Origin of the sequence: Sphingobacterium sp. IITKGP-BTPF85, from assembly GCF_001006065.1 — a bacterium.
Classification (GTDB): domain Bacteria; phylum Bacteroidota; class Bacteroidia; order Sphingobacteriales; family Sphingobacteriaceae; genus Sphingobacterium; species Sphingobacterium anhuiense.
In genome coordinates this window covers 22,551-38,457 of sequence record NZ_ASZT02000027.1, presented here as the reverse complement: position 1 = coordinate 38,457, position 15,907 = coordinate 22,551, and the positions used below count along the sequence as shown (strand labels likewise).

Below are 15,907 nucleotides of genomic sequence, written 5' to 3'. Positions count from 1 at the left end.
TATTAATGATTCAGGTTTTGAACACCTCTACTAGAAATTTAAATCTATTCTATGTTTACTTGCCTAAATGAATTATAAGCCACATTCACTATAAGAAAAATCATTTTTATGACCTCATCGTTGATCAATGTGCTTGTAATTTTTCTTTAATCGTAATTAATATTTTGGTTGTGAAATAGTTTTTACTATGCTTTTGTTACAAATAGTATAGTTGATTGCGAAAAACAATCGTTTGCGTTAAGTAAAATATTATATTTTTTAAATAATTTTTTTTAAAATGATTTGTCTTTTATAAATTCGGTTAACACCATTATAACATAAAATATGAAGAATAAATCTTTTTACGTACTCTGTAGTATAGTGCTACTTACTGTATTCTCTTGTAAAGACATTACACAGGATTTGAGTAATTATGACAAGGATGAATCCGGTCTAGGAAAAAAGCAAGCGCTTAATTTGACTAATGAATGGCGCAACAATCCCTACAAATTAAATGTTGTTTACTTTGTGCCGAATGATTTGGATTCTATACCAAATTTCAGAAAGCGCCTGAGTAAGATATTACTCGATGCGCAGGAAATGTTTGCTTCGAACATGGACCGCGAAGGTTTTGGTCGTAAATCTTTTGGTTTGGATCTGATCAACGACTCTCTAATTAATATTATCTACATTCCAGGTAATTTTGGAAAAGCAACTTATCCTTATGAGGGGGGGAGTGGCGCAGTGAAATCGGAAGTGGATGCTTACTATGCTTTAAATCCTTCTGCAAAGAAAAGTGAGCATAATCTGATTGTCATTCCTACTTACAATAGTGATCCGGCGAATCCAGGAGGTCCGCCATTTTATGGAACGGGTACCACATGTTATGCGCTGGACTATGTGAATTTAGACGCTAAAAATTTAGGAATAGGTGGCGATATCGGCTGGAAAGCAACAGTATGGATTGGAGGAATGATTCATGAGCTAGGTCATGGTCTTAACGCTAGCCATAACCGCATGAATAAAACATTGGCTCCTACTTTAGGTACGGCATTGATGGGAAGTGGTAATTCGACTTATGGCATCTCTACAACTTCGCTGACACAAGCTACTACAGCAACATTTAATAATAGTCAAGTATTCAGTACAGTAACACGTACAGATTGGTACCAAGCAGCCTCTGTAGATATTACATCATTATCAGCTTCTGTAGCTAGCAATAAAATTATTGTTTCAGGTAAGTTTACAGCGACTAAGCCGGTGAAAGATGGCGTGATTTGGCATGATAGAAGTCCATATGGTGGTAATCAGGATTATGATGCTGTGCAATGGTCGACTAAAGTAATTGGCGTTGACAGCTTTAGATTTGAGTGCCCATTGGCAGATTTTTACGATTTAACTGGAGACTACCAGCTTCGTATTGGTTTTATGCATGAGAACGGTAGCCGGTCGACTTATAGTTACTTATATAGTTTTGTCAATAATCTTCCTGATTTGTCTAAAGTTGTTGTTCACAACTTGTTACCGATAACAGGCTGGTCAATCATAGCAGCTGATAGTCAAGAAAATGGTGCGCCTGCAAGCAACGTTTTAGATAAAAATAGAAGTACAATATGGCATACGCCTTGGTCGTCAGCTCAAACGCCACAGCCGCATTATTTTTCTGTGAATATGGGGGCTTTGAGATCTGTAAAAGGAGTCGCTTTTAGAAATCGGGATAACCTAAACGGGGCGATGAAGGATATTAATATTTACTCAAGTACAAATGGTACTAGCTGGTCGTTGGTAAAGACAGCTCAATTGATACAAGTGTCAGGAAGTTGGATCAATGTAGATTTTACATCGGTACTAAATACACAGTATCTAAAAATAGAGTCGACAAGTTCGTGGGGTAATTTCTTCTATTCACATTTAGCTGATTTTGGAGTTTATTCAAATTAATATAGATTATGAAAAAAGAGAGGCCTTGATTATAACAATCAAGGCCTCTCTTTTTTATAGATAATAATTCTTATTTATACATTTCAGCACGCTGTGCCTGTACAATTTCACTATTAATATACTCATCGTAAGTCATCAACTTGTCGATGATACCTTTTGGCGTTAATTCAATAATGCGGTTTGCTACCGTTTCAGTTAATTCGTGGTCACGAGAAGTGAATAACATGGAACCTTTAAAATCTACCATACCGTTGTTCAAAGCAGTAATGGATTCTAAGTCCAAATGATTCGTTGGCTCATCAAAGATTAAGAAGTTTGCACCTTGAAGCATCATTCTGGAGAACATACAGCGCATCTTCTCACCTCCGGAAAGTACTGAACATTTTTTCAAGACTTCTTCTCCAGAGAACAACATCTTACCTAAGAAACCGCGAATAAATTGCTCATCAGCATCAGGGTTTGTTGTGTAATCTCTTAGCCAATCAACCAGATTTTCTGTTCTACCTTCGAAGAAAGGTGAATTATCCATTGGCATATCTGCAGGAGTGATCGTAATACCCCATTTAATATCTCCTTTGAAATCTTTGTCACGTCCTGTAAGGATATCATAGAATGCAGAAGTAATCAATGAATTGGCACCTAATACTGCAATTTTATCACCTTTGTTAATCATGAAGGTAATATCTTTGAAGAAAACTTCGCCGTTAACTGTCTTGCTCAGTCCTTCGACCTGTAAAGTTTGATCTCCTGGTTCTCTGTTCATGGTATTAAACATGATCGCAGGATATTTACGGTTAGAAGGCTTAATTTCATCAATGTTGATCTTATCTAAAGCTTTCTTACGTGAAGTTGCTTGTTTTGATTTTGATGCATTGGCCGAGAAGCGACGAATAAATTCTTGCAATTCTTTAACCTTATCTTCAGTTTTCTTATTCTGATCAGTACGTTGTTTCAACGCTAATTGAGAAGACTCGTACCAGAAAGAGTAGTTACCGGTATAGATCGTCATTTTACCAAAATCAATATCTACTGTATGCGTACATACAGCATCTAAGAAGTGACGATCATGGGATACAACTAATACGATAGCTTCATAAGAAGCTAAGAAATCTTCTAACCATGCAATTGTATTAATATCAAGATCGTTGGTAGGCTCATCGAGAATCAAAATATCTGGTTTACCAAATAAAGCCTGCGCCAATAAGACACGTACTTTTTGATTACCGTCAATTTCTGAAACTAATTTATAATGGAATTCTTCTTTTATACCTAACTACTTAAGAGTGTTGCGGCATTTGATTCAGCATTCCAGCCGTCCATTTCAGCAAATAAGCTTTCTAATTCACCAGCGCGTTCACCGTCAGCATCAGAGAAATCTTCTTTCATATAGATCGCATCTTTCTCTTTCATGATTTTGTATAGCTCATGATTACCCATCATTACGGTTTCCAAAACTGTAAATTCGTCAAAAGCATAGTGATCTTGGCTTAATACCGACATTCTATCGCCTGGTGTAAAAGCAACGGAACCTGTAGAAGGATCAATTTCTCCAGAAACAATTTTCAAGAAAGTCGATTTTCCAGCTCCATTGGCACCAATAATACCGTAACAGTTACCAGGTGTGAATTTGAGATTGACATCTTCGAACAATACGCGTTTACCGTAGCGAAGAGAAAGATTGGATACATTAATCATACCGCAAAGGTACGCTTTTTTTCTCTCTTTTTTAAGTCCATTTTTAAAGATATTATAAAGTTAAAGTTCTGCTTTCCGTGTGATTATTATGATTTGAGGTCAGGTAGTTTTTAGAGGCTTTCTAAAAAGAATAATGATATTTTTTTTACATGTAGCATATTCTTCTCTCGTCAAGAATTTAATATATGATTTTACTTCATTACCGGATAGGCAATTTGGTGTAAATTCAAAATAGATCTAAATTTATTTAAATTAATCTTAAGTTGTTTTCATGATAATAACTTCCTTTTATATCTTTGCACTTTATCTCAATAAACATATTATGAAAAAAATTTTACTATTATCGTTGGTAACTATTACTTTAACTTCTTGTGCGACAATTTTTACAGGGACAAAACAAACAGTGACTATTAAAACCTTTCCTGAAGGTGCTAAAGTTGAGGTTGATGGTCTTGATAGGGGCATAACTCCTGTAGCAGTCAGACTTAAAAAAGGTTTTAGCGGTCAAACAGTTACTTTAAAGAAAGAAGGCTATGAATTTAAGATGTTTCAACCTGAAACAACTTTTAATCCGGTCTCTATCTTAAACTTTATTGGAATAATTGGTTGGGGTGTTGATGCTGCTACTGGGGCGATGATGAAATATGATCCTAAAGTCTATGAAATAACACTGGATCCTAAAAAATAAAAATATATGCTATTAGACTTTTTGGTGTCAAAGTTTTCTCAATTTTTAGAATGGGATTAATCTTTGATGTCTTAAGTGATGAATTTCTTTTTTAGGGGCATATATAAAGAGAAAATCAACAGCATTACATTGTTATGATAATACTTGTTAAATAATGTGAAATGTGTCAGATAGCAACGTGATGATAGTCTTAATTTCAGTAAATTGCTATTTAATTGATTGAAAAATTAGAAATAGAAAGATATGAAATGTCCAAATTGCAACGAAACTTTATTGATGACAGAGCGTCATCAGGTTGAAATTGATTATTGCCCTATTTGTAGAGGTGTCTGGTTGGATAAAGGAGAACTTGATAAGTTGATGTCTTATGCCGCTGAGCAAAACAAAGTATCTTCAAATACTTATGAAGATCGATCAGTCCGTCCTGAGTATAGCAATAGGGAAAGATCCGATTATCGTGAGCATTATCGCGAGGGTCACCGTGATGACCATAATAAACATCAGCAATATCCTAAAAAGAAGAAATCATTTCTTTCAGATTTCTTTGATTTTGACTAAAATCTGGTATTAAATTATAACTGTTTTATTACGGCCTGCGAAGGAATAAGTTAGGTTTTTACGGTTGGGTCTAGCTAAAAAATATATGATACCATAAGGAAAAGGTCTGCTGAATACATTCCCGTTATTCAGTAGACCTTTTTTACGTCATATGGGTTTTATATTAGAAAATAACATTATGTCGTTTGTAAATATATTTCTATTTTAGAATTTAATTTTCATTAAATGAGTTATTGCGTTTTCATAGCATGTCTTAATTGAGTTGTTTTGTATTCTATTTATTTGATTTTGTCTTTTATGCATAAGATATTGGCAATTGTGAAGAAATTATTTATCCAAATAGTCTCTATGTTTGCAACGCAAAATTTTTATAGAAACGAAAGTGATATTTATTACCAGCATGGTAAAGCGGATGCTAACAATTGGGTTGTTATTATCTGCTATTTCAGAAGTCCAGGCTTCTGATACGTTACGAACATCTTTGGAAGATATAATCAGTAAGTCATTGCTGAATTCCAAGCAAATAGAAACTTCCTATTTGCAGATTGAAGAAAGTAAATTTGCAGTCCAACAACAGCGAATGGAATTGCTCCCGGAAATTTCATTACGTGGTTCTGCTAGTTATGCAACCAATATGCCCGTCTATGATCATGGACTATTTAACAAACCAAGTCAACACGATGTCATTCATTATTTATATGATACTGGGGTTGATTTTTATCTAAATCTTTACAATGGTCATAAAGATATGATGAAAATTGAATCCCGAAAATTGGAACAGGTGCTTGCTTCTATTGCGTGGGCAAATGATAAAGCAGGGATCAAATTGGATGTATGTAATCTGTTTTTAGATCTAGAAAGATCTTATATGGATAAAACCTTAATTGAATCAGATATTATTGATCAGAAAGCCCAGTTAAAAGAAATAAAAAATTTATATACTTCGGGTACTTTACTCCATAGTGATGTGTTGCGTATGGAACTGGAACTTTCTAAACGCGAACTGTTGCTGGTTCAAATTGACCATGATATTCAAGCATTCAATCAGAGATTAAATTTCATTATTGGTGGCGATGCCACAATCGTTCCAGTGCCACATGATTTTATAGTAAAGGTTGATAGTTATGATGAATCCTGGGCTTTTGCTAAACACCATGCTTTTGTGTTGCAGCAATCTGAACAGGAAGTGAAAATAAAACAGCTGGCAATTAAGCAATCTAAAGCAAATTATCTGCCAGAACTTGGTCTTGCTGGTAATTTTACTTTTGCCAATCCACAGATATTTCTATACCCATATAATGATAGTTGGTATAATTTAGGAATTGTCGGTCTCAAATTGAAGATCCCAATTTCAGCTGTTTATAGTAATAAAAATCTCGTAAGAATTGCGAAAGTTGCAGTGGATAGAGAAGAAGTAAAGCACCATCTAGAAGAAGAGCATATGCAACATCAACTTTTACAAGCACATCTGGATTATAAATTAGCTTGTGTACAACGAGATGTGTGCTTGAAGAATGTTGGTCTTGCCAAAGAAAATGCTCGTATTATCAAAAACCGTTATTTTAAATCATCAGCTCTTGTTACAGATCTGTTAGACGCAGACATGGAGCATCTAAAAACGTTATTTGAACTCGAAACTGCTAAAATAGCAATACAGAAACACTATTATTTTATTGAATTCTTAAAAGGTACTATTTAATGAAACCTAAATCTCGTTGGTCATTGACCGATGCTAAGTTGACAAAATTAACAAACTGGATCGCAGCACTTGTATTATGTGCATTATTGTTCTGGGGAGGACGCACATTATGGATTCGGTTAAACTATGCTTACACAAATGATGCCCAGGTAACTCAGTATATCAATCCTATTATCTCCAGAGTGGGAGGGTACATTGTCTCTGTGCATTACCATGATCACCAATTTGTAAAACGCGGTGATACGTTGCTGATTATTGATCAACGTGAATATAGATACGAGGCCGATCAAGCTAATGCTTCTGTATACAAAGAGCATGCTGAAATGAATGTGTTGAGCAGTCAAAAGCAGATCCTAATGGAGGAGCATGAATCATTAAAGAAATCTATTGATGCAAATGAGGCTAGGGTAACGAAGCAACAACTAGAGTATGATCGGTATAAATTTCTTTATGAAGAAAAATCTGCCACAGCCCAGCAAATGGAAGATGTCAAAGCGACATTAGATGTGTATAAAAGTGAATTGGCCGCACTTCAGCATAAATTGGAAGCTTCGCAAGAGCGTGTCAGAGATGTCGAAGTGCAAAAAACAGTAGTCAGTGCAGAAAAGAATAGACTGGCTGCTGCGGCAGGAAGAAAACATCTGGATGTTGGATACACAGTGGTTCGTGCTCCTTATGACGGTATGATTGGCAAACGGAGTATTGAAGAGGGGCAGATGGTCAATGCTGGTGAAGTATTGGGATTTATTGTTAATGCTGAGACACCGACTTGGGTGACTGCAAATTTTAAAGAAACCCAATTGCGCTATCTGCGTATTCAAGATTCAGTAGAGGTGATCGCTGATGCTTATCCCGATCAAGTCTTTAAAGGGAAAATTATTTCAATTTCCCCTGCTACAGGCTCTTCTTTTTCTTTGTTACCTCCTGATAATGCAACTGGAAATTTTGTTAAAATAGTACAACGTGTTCCAGTGCGAATTGAATTGGATAAAAAGCAGGGTGAACAAATCTTGCGCTCAGGCATGAATGTCAATGTATCGGTTGTTAAAAATAAAAAGTAGTGAAAGAGATATTTAAGGAATGGGTTCCGGAATGGTTGATTAAGCTAATATTATTCAGCTGCTTAATGCCGAGTATGGTATTATTCTTTTTGCCCGGAGCCAATATTCAAGTTACTGCAGGTTATTATGGCAGTCAGCCCAGCGATGTTCAGTTTTTGATAATTCTGTTCTATGCCGGATTTGTTGGCTTTTATATTTTAGAAAGACGTTTTTTCCTCTTTTTTCCAGTAAAGCAATATTATGTTATATTCAATTTATTACAGATATTGAATTGTTTTCTGATGTACTGGATTACGGATATTACTTGGGTCTATGCTTTGCGCTTTCTGCAGGGAATGTTATTTGCAAGTGCGGTCAACTATCCATATCGATGATTTTTCAAGATTAAATAGTGAGCGAGCCAAGGAGGTAAGCTATTCTATCTTTTTCGGAATGTTGCTCTGCAGCTCTCCTTTCAATAGTTTTGTTACTGCAGAGTTTATTGATTCCTTTAATTTCGATGTACTATATCTTTATGCTGCGTTAGCTTTTATGCCGGGCTTATTACTGGTATTGATTTCAATGAAATCAATACGTCATATTAGACCTTATCCTTTGTTTTCACTAGACTGGCCAAGTAGTATCTATTTTAGTGGTGTCATCATTGCCTTTGGTTATATGATGGTGTATGGACAAGAAGTGTACTGGTTTTCGGATCAGCATATGCAGGTTGCATTGTTACTGGGGATTGCTTTGTTAATTTGCTTTATTATTCGTCAGATGATTTTAAAACGCGTGTATGTTGATATTTCCCTCTTTAAAAATCGACGCTTACTTTTAGGGTTATTGATCCTTTTTATGATGTATATCGAACGATTTTCACTTTCCGTGTCCAATCAATATTTTTCTCAGGTTTTAAAACTAGATCCGATCCATTTATCCCATGTGCAGTGGTTTAATATTTTAGGAATTATAATGGGGGTATTATTTTCCATGTACTGGATTGTTGCCCATAAAGCAGTCAAGTGGATCTGGATATTAGGTTATTGTTTTTTATTGAGTTTCCATCAGGTGATGTTTTTTTCTTTTGAAAGCGAAGGGAATGATTATTATTTCTGGATTCCTTTATGGCTCCACGGATTTGGGGTTGGATTGATCATGGTGCCTACTATTTTATTTACAATAGCGAGTGTGAAGTCACATTTGGCCGTTTCTGCGGCGGCGGTTTGTCTGGCTATACGGTATTTGGGCTATACCAGTAGTATCGGTTTACAAAATTTCTTCAAATTATTTGACGCCAATCAACATCAGATGGTTTTTCAAGACTATCTGCAGCAGAATAATATCATTTTACAGCGTTATTTTGAAAAAGAAAGTGCAACGTTGCTGAAAAATGGTCTTCAGTTTCATGAACATGCAACAGCGATCAAATTGGTGACAGAACGTGTCAAAAATCAGGCTTTTGTACGTTTTGCAATGGATTATTATGAATTGATGTCACTCATCAGCATTGGTATTCTGATTGTTATTTTTTTATCACCATCGCTTAAAAGTATGTATAAAAAACTTAAGCGGAATATCGTATCTCCCGCTTAGCTTTTGTTAAATATACGAAGCATCCATGTCCAATTATATGAACATGGATGCTTTGTATATTTACTACATGAAGTGATAAAGGAATATAACATCACCTACATATGCAGGTTTAGCATTGTCCTTAATCAATAATGTAGCTTCAATAATAACTTTTATAACACCTCTTAAATTGGTTACAGATTTTACTTTTGCTTGCAACTGAACTTCACTATTAACTAAAACAGCTTGGCCAAATTTTAGATTTTCAATACCGTAATTAATCTCCATTTTCACATTTCTAACCTCAGCGATTTGCTTCCAAAGGTAGGGGATGAGCGAGAGGGTTAAGTATCCATGTGCAATAGTAGATTTGAAAGGTCCTTCGGACTCAGCTTTTTCTTTATCGACATGAATCCATTGATGGTCTAGAGTAGCATCTGCAAAACTATTGATCTGTTGCTGATCAATTTTGTGCCATTCTGATAATCCCAAAAGCTTTCCTTCATAGGATTTATAATCTTCGTAATTGTTTATTGTAAGCATATTTCTTTGATATGTTAGTTGTAAGCTGATTATTTTTGATCATGTATCAGTTTGTTTAAATGAATATAGCGATTATATATTAAAATAAGATTACCATTTTAAGGAATACAGCAAAAGGTTATCTTTTATTTCGTTAATCTTTTGATTGTGAGGTTGGTGTTTAGTTAATGCTATTATAAAAGTTGATGAAAAACTCTATTTTTGACATTAGACTATAAATAATGTTATGCGCGTTTACCAAAAAAATGTAGGATGGTTAATTTTGATGATTGGATTTATTTGTTCCTCCTTTATTGTTTCCATAAATATAAAAGAGTATTCATCAAGATTGCAACAAGATTATGATGTTTTATTTGAAAATAGTAATGGTGAGGATATCAATTTAAGCAATCTGAAAGGAAAGGTTGTTGTGATCAACTATTGGGCAAAATGGTGTATGCCCTGTCTAGCTGAGATGCCGGGACTGAATCAACTTTATCTCGACATGAGAGAAAATAGGAATATCATTTTCATGGCAGTAGATATGGACGGCAATGCAGTTAAAGGGGAGCATTTTATGAAAAAAAGAAGTATAGTATTCCAGTGTATCGTATTAAAACAGAGCTACCGGTGGATTTGCAAACGAAATCTATACCAACAACAATTATTCTGGATAGAAAAGGGGTACTGGTAAATAAACATGTAGGGGGAATGAACTTTAAGTCAACTAAATTTAAAGAAGCACTACAGCAGTTGAGTGAGGAATAAAATTATAACAGCCATTTAAATTAGTAAAATGGCTGTTATAAAATATTATTTAGGAAGTTTTGGATTTGCCAAAAAATCATGAAATAGTTTTGTGTTTTGAGCGACTAAATATTCGTAAATTTTTGCCCCATGGCTCAGTCTTTTCACACCTAGTTCTGCTAATACAGCGGGTTTTGCGAGTTTATCTGTTAGAAATAAATTAAGCGGTAAACGTGTTGAATTAACAATTTTTTCGATATCTGTTTTAGTTTCTGCTAGTGGTACAAATAAACCATCAGCACCTGCTTCTTCATAAATTTTCGCTCTTTTAATGGTTTCTTCGAGCGCATTTTCATGTTTAGTGGTAAAGGTATCAATTCTAGCATTGATAAATATATTCTTAGTAGTCGATTTAATTGCCTCAATCTTTTCTGTTAAAATACCTGTTTTACCAAGCTTGCGTCCAGACTTAACCACCTTTCCGTCCTCCAAATTGATTCCTACAACGCCCATTTCAGAAAGCTGTGTTACATATTTAGCAACTTCAAATGGGTTGTCCGAATAACCAGATTCAAAATCGACAGAAACAGGTATTTTACGGATTTCACTATTCTTTCGACGACAAATAATAACTCATTCACAGGCATTTGCTCTCCATCGGCATAGCCAAGTGAATTAGCAATTGCATGACTGGAGGTCCCTAAAGCCTGAAATCCGGCAGATGCCGCTATTTTAGCACTTTGTGCATCCCAGACATTTCCTAAAATCAGCAAGCTACTCTGCTGATGCAGTTTTGTGAATTTTGTATATGACATAATTACGATATTTTTATTGTAAAACACATCATCCTACATATTTGTTTTTGTAAAAAGCATTATTGAAGACTTATTTTTCTGTAAGACCGAAAATTGCAACGTGTTTATTTTTAATATAAAGATTAAATGTCTGCTCCGCTATATCATAATGAAGTTCTCTGTTTTCAAGGATTTGATATAAGTCAGATTCAATATTATCACCCATACATGCCCGCATCGTTGTTCCTATATTTGGAAACTCAATCGTATTACTAGTAATGATAAAGGGTCCAAAGAAATTATTACAGCTCGAGTTTCCTGATATCCGGCCCTTTTCAGCGTCAAAAAGTAGGTAAGCATTATATTTCGCTACGTCTTTTCCATTTAAACTAATCAATTTCCACTTATGTCTAGATAAGAATACTGCGGCTGTTGGTAAAGATCTTTTGTTTTTACTTGCTGTTTTTGTCACAATTTTTACAAGATCATACTGATAAGCTGAAGCATCTTGCGGAGGATTTTCGATTTTGGTACGCTTCACTATTAATTTATAAATATAACCTTCCTCGTAATCAAATCCGTTTATATGACTGTAAAAATATTCCCAATCATCTTTGGGAGTAGATCTTACCTGTAAGCATTTCATTTGCCCTACGCCCTGACAATCTACCCATTTATCATTGATTTCTAAGGTCATTTTTTCCGAGTTGACCTCAGATTTTTGTACTGTTTTTAGGAGAGTATAACGATAACTAGATTTATTTGGTAGTGAATTCGCTACTTTTGTTCTTCTAATTCGCAGTTCATAGTTATAATTAGGATCGTAGGTGAAAGATTCTATTTTAGCATAAAAAGGTTCCCAATCTGCACTATTATAATATTTTACCTGCAATGCCTGCTCTTTCTGGATACCGCTTTTCATTTTAATTGTAAAATCATTTGTTTGCGCCAAAGATGTTAAACTAAATGCTGTAAGATGTAAAAATATTAGAGATGAAAATTTGATCATATGCTTCATTTGTAAATAGAAAACGTTGTTTGATTAAAAAATATTGTATTTTTAACGCATGAACCTATTAAACAAAGTTATTGTTTTTTCCTTTTTGTTTTTACAATTTCATATCGCATTTACCCAAACCAGCCAACAGCTCTTTAAATCGCAGGTGGCCTTAGGTGAGATTTCTGATAGGAAATTAAATGAATTGTCCGGAATTATCAATGCGAAACAATCATCCTGTTTTTGGGTGCACAATGATAGTGGAGATAAGGCTCGGGTTTATTTGATCGATAAGAAATGTAGTTTGTTATGTACATATGAACTAGAATCCATTGTTGTGAAGGACTGTGAAGATATAGCGCGCGTAATCATCAATGGAAATTCATTTTTAATTTTAGCAGATATTGGAGATAATAATTCGAAACGTGAAAATATTAAACTTCACATATTTCCTGAGCCAACATATCAGCATGGTGATACGCTAATTCATATTCCGAAGAAAGTAATCCGTACCGTTACGTTGCGATATAAGAATGGTCCTCGGGATGCAGAAGCTTTATTTGTTGATCCCGTAGATCGTCAGCTTTATGTTATTTCGAAAAGAGATTTTCAATCAACAGTTTATAAGGCTACAATATTTAATAATGTGAAAAAGAATTTCAGCCTATTGACACCTGTTCAAACATTGCCATTTACTTTTACAACTTCCGCAAATATCAGTCCCACAGGTAGTGCGATAATAATTAAGAACTTAACGCAAATATTTTATTGGACTAGAAATAGGAACGAGTCGATTGAACAGGCTCTGTCTAGGAAACCCACATTAATTCCTTATCAGATTGAACCACAGGGGGAAGCTATTACTTTTGGATTAAACGGAGAAGGATTTTATACCATCAGTGAACGTCCGTTTGGACTTAAATCATCACTTTATTTTTTTGAAAAACTATAATACAATGAACATGAAACTCAAATATTGGTTAGTGGCACTATTTTTTTTATTTCTCATTAAAGGTCATGCCGCTACTGTAGATACATTAACAATCAATAGTAAAAGTATGCTTAAAGGGATAAAGGCTGTTGTAATTCTACCTGAAAAATACGATAAGAAAAATCAATATCCCGTGCTTTATCTACTTCATGGTTTTGGTGGACGTTATGATAATTGGGTAAATAATGTTCCTGCTGTAAAAAAGCTTGTTGATAACTATCAATACATAGTTGTCTGTCCTGATGGAGGATTTGATAGCTGGTATTGGGACGTAAAAGGTGATCAAAATTATCAGTATGATACTTTTGTTAGTCAAGAACTAATAACACATATTGATGCTAATTATTCAACAAAGAAAGATCGATCGGCACGAGCAATAACAGGATTGAGCATGGGAGGACATGGAGCCATGACATTAGCGCTTAATCATCAGGATATATACGGTGCCGCCGGAAGTACCTCTGGTGGATTGGATATTCGTCCTTTTCCTATGAATTGGAATATCAAAAGTAGAATCGGAACCTATACGGCTCATCCTGTTGAATGGGAGAATAAATCAGTTATCAATCAGGTGCATTTGCTTGAACCCAACAAATTGGATTTGATCATAGATTGTGGGAAGGAAGATTTTTTCTATAAAGTAAATGTAGCAATTCATGATAAATTAGATTATAACAATATTCCACATACATTTATTACCCGGTCAGGTGCCCATAACTGGATTATTGGTCTAAATCAATCATTTATCAGATGGCATTTTTCAATGAGTTCTTTATAAAAAAAGATACTTTTGTAAAAAATTAATAAATAATTGGCTATTATGAATAAATGATTTATTTTTGTTTTCCAAAATCTTTATTAATTAATTATAAACTTATGACACAAAGCCTTGCTAACCACAAGGCTTTTTTTATCTTTGGTAAACACTAAATCAAAATAATGTTACGATCTCTTAGACCTATCTTTTTTGTCTTGTTCTTTTTATTTTTTTTCTCAAATTTGCTCAGGGCAAATTCCAATATTCTGGATACATTAAAAACGCAGCTAATGGTGAAACTCTAATTGGAGCAGTAATTCGGGATTTGAATTCTAGTCAGATTGCAAGAACAAATAATTATGGATTCTATTCCATTCAGTTGCCTGCCGGAAATCAATCTATTGCTGTATCTTATGTTGGATTTGATGAGCAAGTTTTCAATGTTGTGATTGATCGAGATAGTGTACTCAATGTTGATATGACCCCTGGAGGAAGAAAGCTTGACGAAGTTGTGGTGTCAGGAAGACGGAAGATCGGTAATGTATCTGGTGTGCAAACCGGTTTGGTTAAATTAGAAATAAAAGATATTAAAAATATTCCCGTTGTTTTTGGAGAGCAAGACGTTTTAAAAACAATTCAATTGCTACCAGGTGTGACAAGTGGAGGAGAAGGCAGTAGTTCTTTTTATGTGCGTGGTGGTGGGGGTGATCAGAATTTAATATTACTAGATGAAGCAGCGGTATATAATGCGTCACATTTATTTGGTTTTTTCTCTACATTTAATTCTGATGCGATTAAAGATGTGAATTTTTATAAAGGTGGTATGCCGGCACATTTTGGAGGTAAGGTTTCCTCGGTTATGGACATCAGTATGATTGATGGAAATAACAAGGAGTTTGGTGTAGAAGGAGGTGTGGGCTTAATCGCATCTAGACTTAAAGTGGAAGGACCTATAGTAAAAGACAAAGGGTCTTTTATGATTAGTGGACGTAGAACTTATGCCGATTTATTTCTTAAATTATCGAAGGATGAAGATGTAAACAAAAGCAAATTGTTTTTCTATGACCTGAATGCTAAAGTAAATTATCGTTTTGATAATAAGAATTCCTTGTTTCTATCTGGTTATTTTGGAAAAGATGCCATGGCCTATAGTGATTTGTTTGATTTTAATTGGGGTAATGCGACTGGTACGATACGCTGGAATCACGTTTGGACTAATAAGCTCTTTAGTAACACAACATTTATCTACAGCGATTTTAATTACAACGTGAATATTGAAGATAATTCAAACTTCAAAATCACTTCAAAGATTGAAAATTTGAATTTTAAACAAGATTTTCAATATTATCCTAATAATGATCATCAGATCCGGTTTGGAGTTCAAGCATCTGTTCAGACAATTCGTCCTGCCAGTCTTTTTGGGGGAGAGGGATCCGCAGTAAACACAATTGAGATCGAACCAAGAAAAGGGTTGGAGACGGCTGTTTACGTGTCAGATGAATGGTCTATATCAGATAAATTTAAAGCATTGTACGGTGTACGCGTTAATAACTATAGTATGTTAGGGCCAGGTACCATCTATAGTTTTGATGCTGATGGAAATGCCACAGAGAAAACTATTTATGAGAAAAATCAGATAATTCAAAATTATCTCACTGTAGAACCAAGATTGTCATTAAATTATATGTTCAATGACAATCAAAGTATAAAGGCATCCTTAAATCGTAATTCTCAAAACTTGCATCAGCTGACGAATACGACATCAAGCCTTCCAACAGATCAATTTGTTTTAAGTTCCAATAACATCAAACCACAGTTAGCAAATCAAGTATCACTAGGCTATTTTCAGAATTTTGAAATGCAAAATATGAAGCTTCGGTAGAAGCCTATTACAAAGATCTGCAAAACCAGATTGATTTTAAGA

Annotated in this window: 13 protein-coding genes and 2 pseudogenes; 11 read left to right on the top strand and 4 right to left on the bottom strand. The window is 34.6% G+C overall.

The window, feature by feature from the left end; all coding sequences use genetic code 11:
* Positions 1–324: 324 nt before the first annotated feature.
* Entirely contained in the window at positions 325–1,920 is a 1,596-nt protein-coding gene (locus L950_RS07725; RefSeq protein WP_021188460.1) for a discoidin domain-containing protein, read from the top strand.
* 70 nt (positions 1,921–1,990) lie between these two features.
* Here L950_RS07725 and L950_RS07720 read toward each other — a convergent pair.
* Positions 1,991–3,615, bottom strand: a pseudogene (locus tag L950_RS07720) (ABC-F family ATP-binding cassette domain-containing protein).
* A 322-nt stretch (positions 3,616–3,937) separates the two neighbouring features.
* Here L950_RS07720 and L950_RS07715 point away from each other — a divergent pair.
* The 6 genes from L950_RS07715 (at position 3,938) to L950_RS07695 (ending at position 9,196) form a co-directional block, all read left to right on the top strand.
* Positions 3,938–4,303: a PEGA domain-containing protein gene (locus tag L950_RS07715; RefSeq protein WP_021188459.1), complete on the top strand. Its 366-nt coding sequence runs from the start codon at positions 3,938–3,940 to the stop codon at positions 4,301–4,303.
* 243 nt (positions 4,304–4,546) lie between these two features.
* Positions 4,547–4,861, top strand: coding sequence for a zf-TFIIB domain-containing protein (locus tag L950_RS07710; RefSeq protein WP_031287313.1), 315 nt, complete (start codon positions 4,547–4,549; stop codon positions 4,859–4,861).
* 412 nt (positions 4,862–5,273) lie between these two features.
* Entirely contained in the window at positions 5,274–6,560 is a 1,287-nt protein-coding gene (locus tag L950_RS07705) for a TolC family protein (RefSeq protein ID WP_197086305.1), read from the top strand.
* Positions 6,560–7,621, top strand: a complete 1,062-nt coding sequence (locus L950_RS07700) for an HlyD family secretion protein (protein WP_021188456.1) — start codon at positions 6,560–6,562, stop codon at positions 7,619–7,621. Before L950_RS07705 ends, L950_RS07700 begins: the two co-directional genes overlap by 1 nt.
* Positions 7,621–7,995 (top strand): hypothetical protein, encoded by a 375-nt coding sequence (locus tag L950_RS26140; RefSeq protein WP_052764356.1) that lies wholly within the window; start codon positions 7,621–7,623, stop codon positions 7,993–7,995. Before L950_RS07700 ends, L950_RS26140 begins: the two co-directional genes overlap by 1 nt.
* Complete coding sequence (locus tag L950_RS07695) at positions 7,970–9,196, top strand: beta-carotene 15,15'-monooxygenase (RefSeq protein WP_156169594.1); 1,227 nt, start codon at positions 7,970–7,972, stop codon at positions 9,194–9,196. The genes L950_RS26140 and L950_RS07695 overlap by 26 nt, the downstream gene beginning before the upstream one ends.
* Before the next feature lie 63 nt (positions 9,197–9,259).
* Here L950_RS07695 and L950_RS07690 read toward each other — a convergent pair whose 3' ends face one another.
* On the bottom strand, positions 9,260–9,718 hold the full coding sequence (locus tag L950_RS07690) for a MaoC family dehydratase (RefSeq protein ID WP_021188455.1): 459 nt from the start codon (positions 9,716–9,718) through the stop codon (positions 9,260–9,262).
* A 226-nt stretch (positions 9,719–9,944) separates the two neighbouring features.
* Here L950_RS07690 and L950_RS07685 point away from each other — a divergent pair, with 226 nt between their 5' ends.
* Positions 9,945–10,391 (top strand): TlpA family protein disulfide reductase, encoded by a 447-nt coding sequence (locus L950_RS07685; RefSeq protein WP_052764354.1) that lies wholly within the window; start codon positions 9,945–9,947, stop codon positions 10,389–10,391.
* Positions 10,392–10,510: 119 nt separating this feature from the next.
* Here the strand turns inward: L950_RS07685 and L950_RS07680 are convergent.
* A pseudogene (locus L950_RS07680) lies at positions 10,511–11,259 on the bottom strand (isocitrate lyase/phosphoenolpyruvate mutase family protein).
* A 70-nt stretch (positions 11,260–11,329) separates the two neighbouring features.
* A complete protein-coding gene (locus tag L950_RS07675) occupies positions 11,330–12,247 on the bottom strand; it encodes a DUF4377 domain-containing protein (protein WP_031287311.1) in 918 nt (305 codons plus the stop codon).
* Positions 12,248–12,305: 58 nt separating this feature from the next.
* Between L950_RS07675 and L950_RS07670 the strand changes: the two genes are divergently transcribed.
* The 3 genes from L950_RS07670 (at position 12,306) to L950_RS07660 (ending at position 15,865) form a co-directional block, all read left to right on the top strand.
* The gene (locus L950_RS07670; RefSeq protein ID WP_021188453.1) at positions 12,306–13,187 is read left to right on the top strand and encodes a hypothetical protein; all 882 of its coding nucleotides are present in this window, start codon (positions 12,306–12,308) and stop codon (positions 13,185–13,187) included.
* Between the two features lie 10 nt (positions 13,188–13,197).
* Positions 13,198–14,004 (top strand): alpha/beta hydrolase, encoded by an 807-nt coding sequence (locus tag L950_RS07665; RefSeq protein ID WP_231576970.1) that lies wholly within the window; start codon positions 13,198–13,200, stop codon positions 14,002–14,004.
* A 304-nt stretch (positions 14,005–14,308) separates the two neighbouring features.
* A complete protein-coding gene (locus L950_RS07660) occupies positions 14,309–15,865 on the top strand; it encodes a TonB-dependent receptor domain-containing protein (RefSeq protein ID WP_316930571.1) in 1,557 nt (518 codons plus the stop codon).
* Positions 15,866–15,907 lie beyond the last annotated feature (42 nt).